General features: G+C 71.2%; 16 protein-coding genes. 10 read left to right on the top strand and 6 right to left on the bottom strand.

Features of this window, described 5'->3' with window-relative positions; all coding sequences use genetic code 11:
• The 4 genes from VFO68_RS21940 to VFO68_RS21925 form a co-directional block, all read left to right on the top strand.
• Positions 1–715, top strand: a 715-nt coding sequence (locus tag VFO68_RS21940; RefSeq protein ID WP_325160232.1) for a hypothetical protein, incomplete at its 5' end; no start/stop codon positions are given.
• Between the two features lie 123 nt (positions 716–838).
• Entirely contained in the window at positions 839–1,435 is a 597-nt protein-coding gene (locus tag VFO68_RS21935; protein WP_325160231.1) for a response regulator transcription factor, read from the top strand.
• Between the two features lie 213 nt (positions 1,436–1,648).
• On the top strand, positions 1,649–2,221 hold the full coding sequence (locus VFO68_RS21930; protein WP_325160230.1) for a sigma-70 family RNA polymerase sigma factor: 573 nt from the start codon (positions 1,649–1,651) through the stop codon (positions 2,219–2,221).
• Position 2,222: 1 nt separating this feature from the next.
• Complete coding sequence (locus tag VFO68_RS21925) at positions 2,223–3,167, top strand: anti-sigma-D factor RsdA (protein ID WP_325160229.1); 945 nt, start codon at positions 2,223–2,225, stop codon at positions 3,165–3,167.
• Positions 3,168–3,201: 34 nt separating this feature from the next.
• Here the strand turns inward: VFO68_RS21925 and VFO68_RS21920 are convergent, their stop codons facing one another.
• Positions 3,202–3,582 (bottom strand): DUF5319 domain-containing protein, encoded by a 381-nt coding sequence (locus tag VFO68_RS21920; RefSeq protein ID WP_325160233.1) that lies wholly within the window; start codon positions 3,580–3,582, stop codon positions 3,202–3,204.
• 107 nt (positions 3,583–3,689) lie between these two features.
• Between VFO68_RS21920 and guaB the strand changes: the two genes are divergently transcribed.
• Positions 3,690–5,201, top strand: coding sequence for an IMP dehydrogenase (gene guaB, locus VFO68_RS21915; protein ID WP_325160228.1), 1,512 nt, complete (start codon positions 3,690–3,692; stop codon positions 5,199–5,201).
• Between the two features lie 239 nt (positions 5,202–5,440).
• On the opposite strand, the gene VFO68_RS21910 is transcribed toward guaB, so the two are convergent.
• Together VFO68_RS21910 and VFO68_RS21905 are read right to left on the bottom strand one after the other, a co-directional pair.
• The gene (locus VFO68_RS21910; protein ID WP_325160227.1) at positions 5,441–6,682 is read right to left on the bottom strand and encodes a GGDEF domain-containing protein; all 1,242 of its coding nucleotides are present in this window, start codon (positions 6,680–6,682) and stop codon (positions 5,441–5,443) included.
• Positions 6,683–6,882: 200 nt separating this feature from the next.
• The gene (locus tag VFO68_RS21905; protein ID WP_325160226.1) at positions 6,883–8,130 is read right to left on the bottom strand and encodes an MFS transporter; all 1,248 of its coding nucleotides are present in this window, start codon (positions 8,128–8,130) and stop codon (positions 6,883–6,885) included.
• A gap of 197 nt (positions 8,131–8,327) precedes the next feature.
• Between VFO68_RS21905 and VFO68_RS21900 the strand changes: the two genes are divergently transcribed.
• Both VFO68_RS21900 and VFO68_RS21895 read left to right on the top strand, forming a co-directional pair.
• Positions 8,328–9,476 carry a GuaB3 family IMP dehydrogenase-related protein gene (locus tag VFO68_RS21900; RefSeq protein WP_325160225.1) on the top strand — a complete coding sequence of 383 codons (1,149 nt, stop codon included), beginning with the start codon at positions 8,328–8,330 and terminating at the stop codon, positions 9,474–9,476.
• Positions 9,473–10,525 (top strand): GNAT family N-acetyltransferase, encoded by a 1,053-nt coding sequence (locus VFO68_RS21895; protein ID WP_325160224.1) that lies wholly within the window; start codon positions 9,473–9,475, stop codon positions 10,523–10,525. The genes VFO68_RS21900 and VFO68_RS21895 overlap by 4 nt, the downstream gene beginning before the upstream one ends.
• Here the strand turns inward: VFO68_RS21895 and VFO68_RS21890 are convergent, their stop codons facing one another.
• Positions 10,526–13,327: an ATP-binding protein gene (locus VFO68_RS21890; protein ID WP_325160223.1), complete on the bottom strand. Its 2,802-nt coding sequence runs from the start codon at positions 13,325–13,327 to the stop codon at positions 10,526–10,528.
• 91 nt (positions 13,328–13,418) lie between these two features.
• On the opposite strand from VFO68_RS21890, the gene VFO68_RS21885 reads away from it, so the two are divergent.
• On the top strand, positions 13,419–14,480 hold the full coding sequence (locus tag VFO68_RS21885) for a class I SAM-dependent methyltransferase (protein WP_325160222.1): 1,062 nt from the start codon (positions 13,419–13,421) through the stop codon (positions 14,478–14,480).
• Here the strand turns inward: VFO68_RS21885 and VFO68_RS21880 are convergent.
• On the bottom strand, positions 14,477–14,746 hold the full coding sequence (locus VFO68_RS21880; protein WP_325160221.1) for a GlsB/YeaQ/YmgE family stress response membrane protein: 270 nt from the start codon (positions 14,744–14,746) through the stop codon (positions 14,477–14,479). The two genes, VFO68_RS21885 and VFO68_RS21880, sit on opposite strands and share 4 nt — an antisense overlap.
• Before the next feature lie 186 nt (positions 14,747–14,932).
• Here VFO68_RS21880 and VFO68_RS21875 point away from each other — a divergent pair, with 186 nt between their 5' ends.
• Entirely contained in the window at positions 14,933–15,340 is a 408-nt protein-coding gene (locus VFO68_RS21875) for a hypothetical protein (protein WP_325160220.1), read from the top strand.
• 52 nt (positions 15,341–15,392) lie between these two features.
• Positions 15,393–15,938: a DUF3558 family protein gene (locus VFO68_RS21870; protein ID WP_325160219.1), complete on the top strand. Its 546-nt coding sequence runs from the start codon at positions 15,393–15,395 to the stop codon at positions 15,936–15,938.
• Here VFO68_RS21870 and VFO68_RS21865 read toward each other — a convergent pair.
• Positions 15,935–17,155 (bottom strand): MFS transporter, encoded by a 1,221-nt coding sequence (locus VFO68_RS21865; protein WP_325160218.1) that lies wholly within the window; start codon positions 17,153–17,155, stop codon positions 15,935–15,937. The two genes, VFO68_RS21870 and VFO68_RS21865, sit on opposite strands and share 4 nt — an antisense overlap.
• Positions 17,156–17,220 lie beyond the last annotated feature (65 nt).

Below are 17,220 nucleotides of genomic sequence, written 5' to 3'. Positions count from 1 at the left end.
CGCCGCCAGCGGCCTGCTGCGGGAGCTGTGCCACACGGCCGATCCGGTGCTCGCCGGCCTGGCCGCGAGCACCCTCGCCTCGCACCATCGTCAGCTCGGCGGCCATGCCAGCGCCCGGACGCTGGATGCCGCGGCGCTGCGCTCGCTGTCCCAGGTGTCCGGGCCGGGAACCCGGGAGGCGGCCCAGGCGTGGTCGGACGCGCTGCTCGGGTTGGCGGCCGATGCCGTGGGGCTCGGCCGGTTCGGCGAGGCGCGCCGGCTGGCGGCGGCGGCGCAGCGGCGCGGCGATCCGGGCTGGCGCGGCGCGATCCGGCTGGGCTGGGTGTCCGCCGAGATCGAGCTGGGCAGCGGCCGGGCGGAACACGCACTACCCCATGCGGAGGCGGCCGCCGTCCGGTCAGCCGATGCCGGGTCGACCCGGCACCGGGTAAAGTCCGGCCTGGTTCTCGGTGCGGCGCTGGCCGCGGCCGGGGACCGGACCCGAGCCCGGGACCTGCTCGCCGCAGCCCGGTCGGACGCCGCCGAGCATGGACTCCTGCCGCTGGTGTGGCCGTGCGCGCTGCTGCTGGCCGATCTGGAGCCGGCCGGGGCGCGGGCCCACCGCCGGGAAGCAGCCGAAGTCCTGCACACAGTGTTACTACGGACGGACCCGGTCGGGCGGCATATTGCCCGATCCTCACCGTGGGTACCGGATCCGGCCGGCTTGACCGGGTGATTACGCCCGCTAGGACAACTGGGCGAACTTCTTCGCAGATTCGCCACCAGATCGGGTCAAGGTTGCGCTCTCTGCGTCCGATACGTGAGTAGGAACGTCACTCGGCTGCAGGAAGGAGTCCCCGTGACGACGGTCTTGATTTGCGACGACCGGCGCGGGGTGCGCGAGGGTCTCACTCGTGTCATGTCCGCTGTCCCCGGCGTCAGTCGCATTGACTGTGTAGCGCACGGTGACGAGTTGCTCGCCAGATACTCCAGAGCTCCGGTCGATGTCGTGCTGGTCGGCACACAACGCGCGGTGCCCACCGGAGTTGAGGCCACCCGTCGGCTGGTGTCCGCGAACCCGCAGGCCAACGTGATCGTGTTCGGCGCCCCGGACGACGCCAGCAGCATCGCGGCGGCGATCGCCGGCGGGGCGCGCGGCTACCTGCGCTGGGACGCGTCCCGGCCGGAGCTGGTGGCGGCGCTCGCCCACACGCTGGCCAGCACCTCGGTGCCGGCGCCGCGTCAGCCGTCCGACCCCGGAGTCCAGCTCACCGACCGCGAACTGCAGGTGCTGCGCGGGATGGCGATGGGCAAGAGCAACGGGCAGATCGGCCGGGAGCTCTACCTGTCCGAGGACACGGTGAAGACGCACGCGCGGCGAATGTTCCGCAAGCTCGGTGTGCGTGACCGGGCACAGGCGGTTGCCCATGGGTTCCGCCGGGGTCTCGTTTCCTAGGAACAATTTGCACGCGCGTCGCGTTCCTGCAGAATCCTTGCGGGAACGCGGCGTTCGTCGCGCGCCCACCGAGGCCGGGTAGGTGGCAGGCGCACCATGAAGGGTCTTATCGACCGAGGTACGGTAGACGACGCCGATTCGGACGGGTCACGACTCCCGACGGTAACGGCACCGGAACCGTACCCACACGTAACACCGAGGCTGCTCGCTGCGATGACCACATCGGGGGACGGACTGGACGCTTCAGTAAGCGCCGCCGTCGAGGGCGACCCTCGGGCAGTCGAGCGCGTGCTGGCGTCAATCCGTCCCTTGGTGGTGCGGTACTGCCGCGCCCGGGTAGGCAGACACGAACGGAATTTCGCTTCGGCGGACGACGTCGCCCAGGAGGTGTGTCTCGCGGTGCTCACGGCCCTGCCTGGCTACCGCGACCAGGGCCGGCCCTTCCTGGCCTTCGTGTACGGCATCGCCGCGCACAAGGTCGCCGATGCCCATCGAGCCGCCGGACGTAACCGATCAGAGCCCGTGGCCGAAGTTCCAGATGAGCCGGAAACCGACGCCGGCCCTGAGCAACGGGCGCTGCGGCAGGAGCTGACGAAGCAGATGAGCGAGTTGCTTCGGGTCCTTCCCCATAAGCAGCGCGAGATCGTATTGTTACGGGTGGTAGTCGGACTTTCCGCGGAGGAGACCGCCGAGGCGGTTGGCTCCACGCCCGGAGCGGTGCGGGTGGCGCAACACCGAGCGCTGGCCAGGCTACGCAAGTCGTTGTCCGCGGAGGAGGTGGTCTGAAGTGGCTGAGCTGCCCGAGCGTGAGGTCGAGTCACTGCTGCGGACCGCCGGAATCGCCGGCCCGCCCGAGCTCAACGGCGCGCTGGACGAGCCCGTCGACTTCTCCCTGGTGAACGCGGACGACGAGTTCCTCGACGCGCTGGGCGCCGGTCAGCCCGATCCGGCTGGCCGGTTCACCGACGACCGGCTGGCCGCGCTGCTGCTGTCCTGGCGGCAGGACGTGGACGCCGAGCCGATCGCGAACCTGGTGGAGCCCAAGCTGGCCGTGGCCACCGTGCAGGCCGCCCGGGCCCGGCAGCGGCGCGGACCCCGGCTGCTGGCGCCACTGGCCGCCGCCGCCGCGGTGCTCGCGATCGCGTTCGCCGGCGTCGGTCTCGCCGCGCGTGGCGCCGAGCCCGGCGACACCCTCTGGGGTCTGACCCGAGTGCTGTACTCCGACCACGCCCGGTCCGTGGAAGCGGCCCAGGCCGTCAAGTCCGACCTCACCCGGGCCGAGGAAGCACTCGCCAACGGTCAGGTGGCCGAAGCCAAGACCATGCTCGACGAGGCCAAAACCGTTCTTCCCACGGTGGCCACCGAAGACGGTCAGGAAGACCTCCGCGCCCAGCACGACGCCCTGGTCGCCAAGCTGCCGAACAACCCGGCCGTCGGTGTCACCCCGCCGCCCGCCGCGTCCCCCTCGACGGTGCCCGCGGCCGGCTCCACGACCGCCTCCACTCCCGGCACCACGACCACCACGGTCCCGCCAACCAGCGAGACCACGACGACCACCACGACCCCCACGACGACCACGAGCGACCCGGGCCGCATCGAGACCGACCCCAGCACCGGCAACGAAGGCCCCAAGGCCAATCCCCAGTCCGTCCCGGGTGAGGGTCAGCAGGGGCCACAGGGCCAGCAGGGTGGTCAGCGCAACGCCGAGGACCCCGACACTCCGACCCCCTGACCCTCCACAAAGGACTCAGCGGCGGGACGGCGCCTCAGCGCAGCCGGCGGGCGCGGGGCAGGGGGGACTTGGCGCCGTCGGCGAAGCCCTTGCAGTACTCCCACGTCACGTAGTCGGCCGGGCTGGGGTTGAAGGCCGGCTCGTGCGGGCGCATCCGGCCGTCCTGGAGGAGTTGTTCGAGGCTGGCGCGCAGCAGAGCCCAGTCGTGGAAGTGCGGTTCCTGGCATTCGCCGCAGTCGACGACCACCCCGCGGACGCCCCGGGGCGCCAGGAGGGACTCGTAGACGGCCAGATCGGCGAGATCGGCCAGGAGTTCGGACCGTTCCTCCGCGGTGACCGGCGGGGGCGGCTCCTCATCCGGGCCGAGCGACCAGACCGGGTCGTCCGGGTCGTCCGCGAACGGATCCGGGGGCATAACATCGTGCGCCACGACCACGCACGGTACCCGGCCACGTCGACCCCGTGTCCAGATACCATGGCATTACACCGCCCACTCCCCCTCTCGAAGGTCTGCCACACATCATGACCAGCGAACTCACGGCCGACGGAGTACCGCAGAAGTTCGCCGTGCTTGGTCTCACCTTCGACGACGTGCTGCTGCAGCCGGCGCAGTCCGACGTCATGCCGAGCGCCGTGTCCACGTCCACCAGGCTGTCCCGCAACATCACCCTGCGGGTTCCGCTGGTGTCGGCGGCGATGGACACCGTCACCGAGGCCCGGATGGCGATCGCCATGGCGCGGCAGGGCGGGATCGGCATCCTGCAGCGCAACCTGTCCATCGAGGAGCAGGCCCGCCAGGCCGAGACCGTCAAGCGCTCCGAGGCCGGCATGGTGACCGACCCGATCACCTGCGCGCCGGACGACACGCTGGCCGAGGTGGACGCGCTGTGCGCGCGCTACCGGATCTCCGGCGTGCCGGTGACCGACGGCGAGGGCCGGCTGGTCGGCATCATCACCAACCGCGACATGCGCTTCGAGGTTGATCACACCAAGCTGGTCAGCGATGTGATGACCAAGGGGCCGCTGGTCACCGCGCAGGTGGGGGTGTCCGCCGACGCCGCGCTCGGGCTGCTGCGCCGGCACAAGGTGGAGAAGCTGCCGATCGTGGACGGCGCCGGCCGGCTCTCCGGGCTGATCACGGTCAAGGACTTCGTCAAGACCGAGCAGTTCCCCAACGCCACCAAGGATCCCGACGGGCGGCTGCTGTGCGGCGCGGCCATCGGGGTCGGCGACGACGCCTACAAGCGGGCCATGACGCTGGTGGAAGCCGGAGTGGACGTGGTCATGGTGGACACCGCGCACGGCCACGCCCGCAGCGTGCTGGAGATGGTGGCCCGGCTCAAGCGGGAACTGGGCGACACCGTGGACGTGGTCGGCGGCAACGTGGCCACCCGGGCCGGCGCGCAGGCCCTTGTGGACGCGGGCGTCGACGGGGTCAAGGTCGGCGTCGGCCCCGGCTCGATCTGCACCACCCGGGTGGTGGCCGGCGTCGGGGTCCCGCAGATCACGGCGATCTACTCGGCCGCCCAGGCCTGCCAGCCGGCCGGTGTGCCGGTGATCGGCGACGGCGGCATCCAGTACTCGGGCGACATCGCCAAGGCCATCGCCGCCGGGGCGGACGCGGTCATGCTGGGCAGCCTGCTCGCCGGCACCGCCGAGTCGCCGGGCGAGCTGATCCTGCACGGCGGCAAGCAGTACAAGATCTACCGCGGCATGGGCTCGGTCGGCGCGATGCAGTCCCGGGGCGAGGGCAAGTCGTTCTCGCGGGACCGATACTTCCAGGACGACCTGCTCTCCGAGGACAAGCTCGTGCCCGAGGGCATCGAGGGCCGGATTCCGTTCCGGGGCCCGCTGTCCCAGGTGGTGCACCAGCTTGTCGGCGGCCTGCGGTCCGGGATGGGCTACACCGGCTCGCGCACCATCGCCGAGCTCCAGCAGGCCCAGCTGGTCCGGATCACCGCGGCCGGCCTGAAGGAGAGCCACCCGCACGACATCACGATGACCGTCGAGGCACCGAATTACACCGGCCGGTGACCCGGCGCGTCTGAATCGGTTTCCGGCGTCTCGGGCCGCGAATGGTAACACCGCTTATCAGAAGCCGCTTGAGGACCGCTGGCGGATGGCAAAGTGAATGCCGAGAGTAATCGGCCGGGCAATTTGTGAAATCGGCTCGCCCGGCGGGCAAATAACGAACCGGCGTCCCCGAGGGAACCGGAAATCTGTGTGCGGCGGGATTGTCTCGGATCGAATCGGGCCCGGTCGGCGACCACCGGTCACATGCTGGCGCCGACGCTGACGACGGTGTTCCGCCCGTCGTTCTTGGCCTTGTAGAGCGCGGTGTCGGCGGCCAGCAGCAGCCGCTCGATGGCCGTGCCTGAGTCGGGGCACACGGCCACCCCGATGGACACCGACAGACCGGAGATGGTGGCCACCCGGTCGTCCTCGATCTCCACTCCCACCTCGAGCTGGGTGACCGCGGTGCGGATCCGCTCGGCGATCGCGACCGAGTCCTGCTCGGTGATGTCGGGCAGCAGGACGGCGAACTCCTCGCCGCCGAACCGGCCCACCACGTCGTAGTCGCGCACCTCCGCGCGCAGCAGTTCGCCGACCGCCTTGAGGACCGAGTCGCCGGCCAGATGTCCGTAGGTGTCGTTGACCCGCTTGAAATGGTCGAGATCCACCATCAGCACGCCGCAGGTCGACTGGCTGCGTTGCGCCCGGGCGAGCTCGCGCGAGGCCAGATCGCGCCAACCGAGCGTGTTGAACAGACCGGTCTTGTCATCCGTGGCGGCCGCGACCTCGAGCTGTTTGAGCAGAACATTGCGGTGCAGCATCACCAGCGGGGGGAAGACCAGTAAGGCCAGCGCCGGCTGGTAGACCAGGGCGAGCGCCACCAGCCCGCCGAGACAGAGCGTGACCAGCTCCAGGGCGTTGTCCGCGCCGGTGCCCAGCAGGTCGGTCACCGAGCGTTCCCGGGTGTACAGGAAGATGCCGGTCGCCACGATCACGAGGTTGACCAGCTCGAAAACCCCGGCGGCGAGAAGGACCACGACCGTACCCTGAACGGAGGAGTGGTCCACATCGGCCAGATCGCCTGGTCCGAAGGCCCGAACAGCGTAAGAGGCCGCGAAGCTGGACAACATGATGAACGCGGTGCTGGCCACGACGCGATGCGCCGGACGGCTGCGGACATGCCGCCAGACGCGGGCCCACAGGTGCAGGTAGAGCAGTGCGGCCAGCAGCGAGACCCAGCCAGGGGTGAGCAGCACCGCGCCGGCGACCAGCCACACCGAGGTCACGTTGATGTGCGTCTGGCCACCCATCCAGCGGCGCATACGTTCGATCCGGCGGGACATCTCCGCCTGCCCCACGCCGAGGACCAGCAGCACCGTGAACCAGCGCAGATCCTCGTGGCCCACCTGGTGGGTGACCAGCGACGCGACGGTGAGGGTGAGGGCCACGACCTCGTTGGCGAGGGCGTAGACGATCCACCCCCGTCGGGCTACCGACCACATGCTCCACCGTTTGGGCCACGCCAGAGGTCTGGCTACCCTATGGGCGATCACGCCAACGTGGCTCATAATGGTCCTGTTGTAGTCGCACTCCTTTTGGCAAGGGTATCGGTCACACCACAGGGCTGTCAGGCAGATGGGCGGGTGTGGCATGCTGACCCGGCTACCGGAGGTGAATCACCATGTGTTCTCGTGAAGGCTGATTACTCATTGTCAGTGACGAGTGTCCAGCGGTCCGGATCGGCCGCCATGGCCCGGCGCCACGCAAAGGCTGCCGGAATGGCAATGGCCACACCGATGACACCGACAATGCCGACCGTCCGCGTGGTGCTCTGCAGTTGGTCGGCCAGCAAGCCCGCCAGCAGTGGGCTAAGCCCCTGAACGGTGGCGATCCCCGAGTTCATCAGTCCGGCACCCTGAGCCCGGATCTCGTCCGGCAGTCCCCGTGTGAAGGCCGCAGTGGCCTGCATGAGCAGCGCGGTGCCCAGCGCGCCGGCCACGGCGAACAGGATGAACGAGACCGCGAAGTTCGGCGCGAAGAAGCATGGCAGCAGTGGTAGGGCGCTCAGCACGGCCACCGCGCCGAGCAGTCTGGGGCGGGTGACGGCCGGCACGAACCGGCTCCACACCAGGGCCCCGATCACGCTCCCGAGTGGATCGCTCGCCAGCAGTAGTCCTACCCCGACGGTGCCGCCGCCGATCTCGGCGACGTACGGCGCCGCAAGTCCCTCGTAGACGATCAGGAACGCGGACAGCCAGCAGAACAGCACCAGCACCCGGGCGCCGCGGTCGCGCCAGATGTGTCCCGCCCCGGCGCCCACCGAGGCCGTCATGGAGCGCCGGTTCTCCCCGGAGGTGGCCGCCGGCCGGCGCCGCACGCCGAACCGGATCACCAGTGCCGAAGCCAGAAACGTGGCCGCGTCGATGGCCAGCGCCAGGTACGGGCCCAGCGCGTTGACCAGAATCCCGCCGCCGGCGAACCCCGCCAGGTGCGCCGACTGGATGGTGATCGTGCGGATGCCCATGCCGACGATGTAGAGGTCGCCTGGCAGCACCGTGGGCAGCAGCGCCTGCTGGGCGCCCTTGAACGGCGCCTGTAAGAAAGATGTAAGGCCGATCAGCACGAACGCCACCGGGAACGGCAGGCCGGGGATGGCCACCAGGGCGACCAGCAGCGCGCGCAGCACGTCGGTGACGACGATGACCTCCCGCCGCGGAAAGCGGTCGGCCAGTCCGGACAGGAAGATCCCGCCGAGGAAGGACGGGGCGAAGGTCAACGCGTAGGTCAGTCCGGTCAGCGCGGCGGACCGGGTCTCGTTGAACACCAGGATGGCCAGGGCCACGCGGGCCAGCTGGTCGCCGGCTTGGGACAGGGCTTCTGCCGCCCACAGGGCTCGGAACTCGCGGACGGCGAATACCGATCGGAAGGTGACATGTGTCCCCCGTCCCAATGAAGCTCCCTCGCCCTGGACTGCCCTTCGTCCGGAGCAAACAGCTTCCGGAGCTGCTCACGGTAGCTGATTGCCCACAACTAGTTCTGCCCGCCAAACGGCGGTGCCTCACCACTTGCCAGACAGCAGGAGCTGACGCGGCAGGCCGATCCCTCGGGGAATAGGCTCGCCACGACCTGACCGGGAAGGGGACCGACATGCGTGATCTTGTCGAGATCGGCATGGGCCGAACAGCCCGGCGTGCGTTCGGCCTCGACGAGGTGGAGATCGTTCCGTCACGGCGCACCCGCTCGTCCAAGGACGTGTCGACCGCCTGGCAGATCGACGCGTACCGGTTCGACATTCCGTTGATCACCCACCCGACGGACGCGATCGTATCCCCGGCGGCCGCGATTGCCATCGGCGAGCTTGGCGGGCTCGGTGTGATCAACGCCGAGGGGCTGTGGGCCCGGCACCCCAACGCCGACGACGCGCTCACGCGGCTGGTCGACGCGGCCGGCTCCGGCCCGTCCGGCGACGAGGAAGTCCCGCTGGTGCCGCTGTTGCAGGAACTGCACGCCGCGCCGATCCGGATCGACCTGATCACCGAGGCGATCAAGCAGGTCAGCGCGGCGGGAGTGACCGTGGCGGCCCGGGTCAGCCCGCAGCGCGCCGCCGAGCTGACCCCGGCGTTGCTCGCGGCCGGCGTGGAGATCCTGGTGCTACAGGGCACGATCGTCTCCGCCGAGCACGTCACCCGGGACGCGGAACCGTTGAACCTCAAGAGCTTCATCGCCGACCTGGACGTGCCGGTGATCGTCGGCGGGGTGCACGACTACCGCACCACGATGCACCTGATGCGGACCGGCGCGGCCGGGGTGATCGTCGGCTACGGCTCGGACTACCACGTGACGACCACCGGCGACGTCCTCGGCATCGGGGTGCCGATGGCCACCGCGATCGTGGACGCCGCCGCGGCCCGGCGCGACTACCTCGACGAGACCGGCGGCCGCTACGTGCACGTGATCGCCGACGGCGGCGTGCAGACCAGCGGGGACATCGCCAAGTCGATCGCCTGCGGGGCGGACGCGGTGATGCTCGGCGCACCGCTGGCCCGCGCCGCCTCGGCGCCGGGCCGGGGCCTGTACTGGACCACGGCCGCCGCGCATCCGTCGCTGCCGCGCAGCCAGGTCGTGCCGATGATCCCCGACGACTACCAGGTCGACCTGCGCACCCTGCTGTTCGGGCCGTCCAACACCGCCGACGGCGAGATCAACCTGTTCGGCGCGCTGCGCCGGGCGATGGCCAAGACCGGCTACTCCGACGTGAAGGAGTTCCAGAAGGTCGGCCTCACGGTGCGGGCATGAGTGAGGTTGCGAGCGGAGCGAGCCAATCCAACACTGCCCAACGCGAGATCGTCACCAGCCGCGACGAGGTGGCGCTCGCCGTTCCGGGTGACGGGGACCTGGACCGGCTGCGCGCCGAGGACGACGGCGCGTTCGACGTCGACCCGGACGACCGCAGGCCCACCGTCGCGGTGTCCCCCCAGGTGCTCGTGGTGCTCGACCTGTCGACCGGCGACCTGCTCGGTTCGGTGAGCTGGCACGGCGTCACCTACGGCCGAACGGTGGCCTGCGAGGCGTGGAACATCGGGATCGGGCTGCTGCCGGCGGCCCGTGGCCGCGGGGTCGGCTCGCTGGCCCAACAGCTGCTGGTCGAGTACCTGTTCGCCACCACCGCGGTGGACCGGATCGAGGCGGGCACCGAGGTGGAGAACGTCGCCGAGCGGCGCGCCCTGACCCGGGCCGGGTTCCGCCTCGAGGGCTTCCTGCGTGGCGTGGCGCCGCGCGAGGGGGTGCGCCGGGACTTCGCGCACTACGGGCTGCTGCGTTCCGACCTGCGCCACGAGGAGTCCGGCGAGCGGGTGATCGTCGCGCGGAGCAACGGGGTGGCGCTCGCCGAGCCGCTGCGCGGCGAGCGGGAGTGGGCGTTCAAGGCCGCGGCGAGCGAGTTCGACCTGGAGCCGGATCGCCGCGCGACCCCGTTGCCGCCCAACCAGAGCACCTGGCTCACCGTGCTCGACGAGGACGACACCCCCGTCGGCGGGGTCAGCTGGAACGTGGTCAGCTATGGCGGCACCCTGGGCTGCCTGGCCTGGAACATCGGCATCGGCCTGGTGCCGGAGGCGCGCGGCCGCGGGGTGGGCAGCCGGGTGCAGCGGCTGCTCGCCGAGTACCTGTTCGCCAGCACCGAGCTGGACCGGGTGGAGGCGTGCACCGACGTGGACAACGTGGCCGAGCAACGGTCACTGGAGAAGGCCGGTTTCACCCGGGAGGGCCTGCTGCGCGGCGCCCAGTTACGCGCGGGGCAACGGCGCGACGTGGTGCAGTACGGCATCCTGCGGGGAGATCTGTAGTCACGGCAACGGACAACCGAGCGCGGCGAGCTCGACACGGCCCTCGGCGGCGCGGTCGTCCAGCAGCAACAGCGTGACGGCCCGCTCGAACCGGGCGTCGATGCGCTCCCAGCCGGCGACCGACCGTTCCAGCGCTTCGCGGTCGCCCAGCCGGCCCCGGGCCCGGTCCAGACACGCGGCGGCCCAGAGGTTCTCGGCGCCGGCCGGTTCGGCGGCGGCCAGCCGGGCGGCCGCGTCCGGGGCGCCTGCGGCGACGGCCACCTCGGCGGCGATCGCCCAGGCGTAGGCGTCGTAGTACCAGTGCACGGTGTCCTGCCAGCGCGCGTCCGGGGTGATCACGTCGCGGACGTGGCCGAACGCCCGGTCCAGCCGGCCCAGGTGCAGCTCGATGCGGGCGTCGGCGAACAGCGCGAAGGTGTGCAGGTTGCGGTGCCGGCCCGGATCCGGACCGCCGATCACCAGCAGCGCGTTGTCCCGCCAGGTCTGCCGTTCGGCCGCCTGCCCGCGCAGCCCGTGCGCCAGGGCGGTCGCGTAGACCGAGGGCGCCATCCACCTGGCCGCCGGCTGCCCGGCCCGTTGCCAGGCCCGCCACATCGACCCGGCGTGCTCGACCGCCTCGTCGAACGCGCCGCGCAACACCAGCGGAAGCACCAGCTGGCTCGCCGAGTTGTGCGGCTGGCCGAGCATCACCGCCTCGAACTGGACCTGCCGCGCGTTGGCCAGCGCGGCCGGGATGTCCCCGGCCATCAACGCGTACTCGTTGGCCATGTGGAAGATGTCGGTCACCTCGAAGCCCGCGCGCGGGTCGTGCCGGGGCAGCCGGTCCAGCAGGCGGACCCGCTCGGCGGTCAGCTCGTAGGCCGCGCGCATCTGCCCGGAGACGGCGAGCGAGGCGGTGACCGCGTCCAGCGCGCCGCTGATCAGCGCCGGGTCGTCGATGGCCCGGGCCGCGTTCAGCGCCGCCGCCGACTGGGCCGCGTCCGGGATGGTCTTGTCCGGCTCGATGTTCCACGCCGCCGCCGCGGTCAGGTAGGCCTCGACCACCGGGTCGCCGGCCGGGGCGATCCCGGTGGCGATGGCCAGCAACTCGCAGAGTCGCTGGTGCGGGATCTCCTCGGGGAAGTCCGCCGGGGCCCGGTCGGCGACCACGACGGCGAAGGCCAGGGCGATCGCCCTGGCGCTGTCGTCACCGGCCGCCGCGGCCCGCTCCGCGGCGGCGACCAGCAGGTCGAACGCCTCGTCGGCACGCATGTTGGCGAGCGCGACGTCGGCGGCGAGCCGAAGGTCGGCGGCGGCCTGACCGGGGTGCGGGGCGCGAGTGGCGGTGGTCTCGTAGTGCGCCTGGCCCTCGACCATGAAGCCACGCGCGTAGCTCAGGTGGCCGAGCGCGCGTCCGAGCCGGTGCGCGTCCTGCGGTCCGGGGCCGGCCGGCGCCGTGGTCAGCGCGGCCCGCAGATCGTCGGCCACCGCGTCGAACTCGTCGCGCCACGGCCGGCCCTCCTCGATCGACCGCTCCAGCCGCTCGGCCGTCGCGCAGGCCCAGGCCAGGTGCCGGGCCCGGGTCGCACTCTCCTCGCCGGCCTCGTCCAGCTTGGCAAGGGCGTAGGCGCGGACCGTCTCCAGCAGCCGCCACCGGCTCTGCCCGCCGTCCCTGCGGTGCACCAGCAGGCTCTTGTCGGCCAGCCGGCCGATCAGGTCGGCGACCTGGCCGCGTTCCCCGTCCGGGGTCACCGCCACCCCGCCGTCCAGGTCGAACCCGCCGGAGAACACGCCCAGCCGGCGGAACAGCGCCCGTTCGCCGTCGTCCAGCAGGTCGTGGCTCCAGTCGATCACGTGCCGCAGCGAGCGGTGCCGGCGGTCGCTGCCGCGCCCGCCGGCCAGGAGCTGCAGGTGGTCGGACAGGCCGGCGAGCAGGCCGTCCACGCCGAGCGTCGCGCTGCGGGCCGCGGCCAGCTCGATGGCCAGCGGCATCCCGTCCAACCGCATACACAGGCGGCCCACCTGGGAGAACTCGTCGGCGAAGTCGGGGTCGGCGGCGGTGGCCCGGTCCAGGAACAGCGCCTCGGCCTCCGAGCCGAGCGGGCCGCCGGTGTCCTCGGACACCAGCGACAGCGGCGGCACCCGGATGGTCCGCTCCCCGGGCGCGCCGAGCCGCTCCCGGCTGGTGGTCAGCACGGTCAGCTCCGGGCAGGCGGTGAGCAGCCGCTCGGTGAACGCCGCCGTGGCGTCCAGCAGGTGCTCGCAGTTGTCCAGCACGAGCAGCATCCGGCCGCGGCCCAGCTCCTGGATCACGACCTCGTCCAGCGGTTGCTGCGGATGCTCGGTCACCCCGACGACGGCGGCCACCGCCTGGGCGACGAAACCCTCGCGCACCGGCACCAGGTCGACGAACGCGCCGCCGTACGGAAAGGACGCCGCGGCCCGTTCGGCCACGGCGGCGGCCAGCCGGGTCTTCCCGACCCCGCCCGGCCCGACCAGGCTGACCAGCCGCGACTCGGACAGCGCGGCCTGGACCGAGGCCAGCTCGCGTTCCCGGCCGATGAAGCTGGTCCAGGCCACCGGGCGGCCGGTCAGCTCGCCCTGGGTCAGATGGTCGGCCGGGGCCAGGTCGGCCAGCGCGCGCCGGTCCTCCACCTGGAACTTGCGCAGCAGCGAGGAGACGTGGCTTTCCACGGTGCGGACGGAGATGTGCATCCGGCTGGCGATCTGGGCGTTGCTCAGGTGTTCGCCGAGCGCGGCCAGAACCTCGGCCTCGCGTTCGGATACCCCGGCGAGATGACTGGCCGTCACGTCCCTGTTCATCGTCCCTCACCTGGGATCCGTGACCGGGTCCGTGGTGTTTGGGTGGTGGGCTCGGATGTCTCCGGCGACCCTATCAACGAAGACTGGGGTCATGAACAGTGCCGACCACGGGGAATGGCGGTCATTCCCCGATCGGGTGATTGCCGATCTCGCGACAGCGGCACACGCCGCGACCGTCGTGATCGGCGACCGGCTCGGCCTGTACCGCGCGCTCGCCGAGACCGGTCCCGCCACCCCAGCCGAGGTCGCCGCGTCGGCGGAGTGCGACGAGCGCTACGTGATCGAGTGGCTGCACGCCCAGGCGGCTGCCGGGTACTGCGGCTACGACGAGGCGACCGAGCGGTTCTTCCTCAGCCCCGAACAGGCGGCCTGCCTGGCCGACGAGGGCGGGCCGCGGTTCCTGGCGCCCGGCATGATGATCGCGGCGGCGCTGTTCCGGGCCGAGGAGCGGCTGGCCGGGGCCATCCAGGACGGGTCCGGTGTCCCGTGGGCCGACCAGGACGACGACCTGTTCGACGGGATCGGCCGGTTCTTCCGCTCGAGCTACCAGACGAACCTGGTGGCCGACTGGGTTCCGGGGCTGCCCGGGGTGCCGGCCCGGCTCGCGGCCGGCGGCCGGGTGGCCGACGTCGGCTGCGGCCGCGGCGCCGCGGCGATCCTGCTGGCGCAGGCCTATCCGGCCGCGTCGGTGGTGGGGTTCGACCCGCACCGCCCGTCGGTCGAGGCGGCCCGCAAGGCCGCGGTGGACGCCGGCGTCGGCGAGCGGGTGAGCTTCGAGGAGGCCAGCGCCCAGGACTTCCCGGGCACCGGCTACGACCTGGTGTGCACCCTGAACGCCTTGCACGCCATGGGGGATCCGCTCGGCGGGGCCGGCCGGATCCGGGCCGCGATCGGCCCGGACGGCACCTGGCTGCTGGTGGAGCCGATGGCCGGCGAGTGCCTGCTGGACAACTTCAACGACGTCGGCCGGCTGTTCTACTCGGCGTCCACCCTGGTGGCCACCCCCAGCGCGCGCGCCCAGCCGGGCGGCTGGGCGCTGGGTGCGCAGGCGACCGAGGCACAGCTGCGCGGGTTGTGCGACCGGGCCGGCTTCACGCGGTTCCGCCGCTCGGCACAGACCCGGCTGCACCGCGTCTATGAGGTCCGCGCCTAGCTGGGAGCCTTGGTACGCGCCCCCGACAGCGCCGCGACTCCCGCCCCGGACAGCCCGACCTGCATCGCCAACTCGATCCAGTCCACCCCGCCGGTGTCGGCTACCCCCAGCACACTCGCCGCCGCCGTTCCCAGCAGCGCCGCCACCACCCCGACCCCGATCGTCAGCAGCAGCGAGATGTGCTGCCGGCCAGGCACGACCAGCCGGCCCAACCCGCCGATCACCAACCCGATCAGCAGCGCCGAAATAATTCCGGTGATCTCCACGTGAAGTCCCTTCTCCCGGTTACCCCAACCAGGATCCGGCCTCCCGCCTTCCCACGAATCCGGTACTTCCCCGACCCCGCCCCTGATTCGACCCCTACCGGAACCCGTCCCGCCGCCACCCCGTCCCACCCCAGGCACGTTGGTACCGTGCGTACGAGGCCCGAGCCACGGAAGAGAGGGGCACCCATGCTTGACCCTGGAGCCGGCGGTCCCGCAATAGCCGGTGCGGCAGCAGGAGCCGCGATCGGCGCAAGCATGATGCAATTCGCCCAAACCGCCGCCTCCGGCGGCTTCGCCGTCAACGAAACCGGCGGCCAAGCCCTCCTGTCCGCCATCCGCAACATGAGGGACGGCATCGCCCTGATTCAGTCCGACTGGGCCTTCGCAAACCGGAACATTCCGCTTGGCCAGAGCCATGGGGCCAACGTCATGACGAAGGTCGACACCGATGTGGGGCAGGACGATCAGGGGTTCATGCCGATGCTGACCAGGTTGATGGAGTCGCTGGAGGCAGCCGAACAGGGCATCAACGACGCCATGCGCAACTATCAGGCCATGGAAGAGCAAGGCGCCGCTCGGCAGCAGTCGATCTAGCGGAAAGGTAGTCGGGTCTATCGTGAGGCACCTTGGTCTGGTTGTCGCGATCGTGGCCGTGTCAGCCGCTGTGACTTCCTGCGCGACGTCGACCGCCGGTCAGCCGTTGCCCGAGGGCGACGTCGGCGGCACCTCGACCTCGCGCCCCAGCGCCAATCCCAGCAGCAGGCCGACGACCAGGCCGCAGACCGGCGGCAGCCCGTTGGCTGACCTCGATCCGTGCGCGCTGCTCACCGCGTCCGCCAAGGCCACACTCGGGATCACCGCCGCAGGCGAGCGCCGCAAGATCTTGGATACCCGGCTCTGTCAATGGAAGGTGCGGGGGCCCAAGGACACCTACATCCTCGGCGTCGGCCTGCTCGACAAGGCCGGGATCGATGACATCCCCAGCGGGGTACCGATCGAGCAGTTGCCGAACATCGGCGATCACCAGGCTGTGCGGAGCAAGGAGGCCGGTGGCACGACGCCCTGTGCCGTGATCCTCGGGGTCACCAACTCGTCCAGGGTGGAGCTGCAGGCCACCGCCGGCACCGATGTGGACAAGGCGTGCGAGTTGGCGATGGACATGGCGAAGTTGGTGGAGCCGGAGTTGCCTTAGCGGACTGAGCGGATGCGGTAGACCAGCACGGCGCCGGTGAGGCCGATGGTGGCGCAGACGAGGTAGAGGATGGGGTAGCCGCCCAGGTGCGTGACGATGGGGGCGGCTATGGCTGGGGCGAGGACCTGGGGGAGGGTGTTGGCGATGTTGATCACGCCTAGGTCTTTGCCGCGGTCGGTGGCCGCGGGGAGGACCTCGGTCATCAGGGCGAAGTCGACCGAGGTGTAGACGCCGAAGCCGAGGCCGAGGATGGCGGCGGCGATGACGGCGCCGGTCCAGGTGGGGACCAGGGCGAGGATGAGCGCGGCGGCCGCGACGACGATGCCGGACACCAGGACGAAGATGCGGCGGCGGCCCAGGCGGTCGGAGGCGATGCCGCCGGCCACGACGGTCAACAGCAGGGTGGCGGCGTAGATGGCGGTGAGGGTGAACACGCCGCCTTCCGGGTCGGGATAGCGCACCCGGTCCTGCAGGAAGTACAGCAGGTACACGATCGCGATCGCGTTGCCCAGGTTGATCAGGAACCGGGTCAGCCAGGCCCAACCGAAGTCGGGGTGCCGGCGCGGGCTGATCCAGAATGCCCGCCAGTTCCAGGGCGGGCGTTGCCCGGGTGGCAGGACCGAGTCCCGGCGCATCATCAGGTACGGCACGGTCGCCACGAGCAGGAACGCCGCGCAGGCAAGGTAACCGGCGACCAGCCCGCCGGCCGCCGCGGCCAGCCCGGACCCGACCACGATGCCGAGCGTCTGGGCGACCCCGAGCCAGCCGCCGACCATGCCGCGCTGCGGGTGCGGAACCTGGTCCGGCACGGCCGCGACGATCGCGGCGAACATCGCGTTCAGCGTGATCTGCACCAGACACCAGGCGAGCAGCATCATCGCCACGTTGGGCGCGCCGGCCAGCAGCAGCAGGCTGACCGCCCCGCCCAGCGCGCCGAGCACCGTCCACGGCAGTCGCCGCCCGTACCGGGAGGTGGTGCGGTCGGACAGCGCGCCGAACACCGGGTTGGCGAGCATGGAGAACAACGCCCCGACCCCGACCACCAGCCCGAGCGCCGCCTCTTTGCTTTGCGGCGCAAGGCTTTCGGCCTGCTTGCCGAGCAGTACCTGGATCGGCCCGTACCAGGCGGTGAACAGCCCGACGTTGGCCAGGGAGATCGCGGCGGTCCACCGGGCCGGGATGCGCTCGACCGGCTCGGCGAGTGCGGTGATCGTCATCGCTGGGCCCGGATCAGGTCCCGGTACCAGAAGTAGGACTGCTTGGGAGTGCGGGCGAGCGTGTC

The sequence above is a fragment of the Actinophytocola sp. genome (assembly GCF_035712165.1).
Lineage (GTDB): Bacteria > Actinomycetota > Actinomycetes > Mycobacteriales > Pseudonocardiaceae > DASYTH01.
This window is presented reverse-complemented; position numbering and strand designations above follow the sequence as displayed.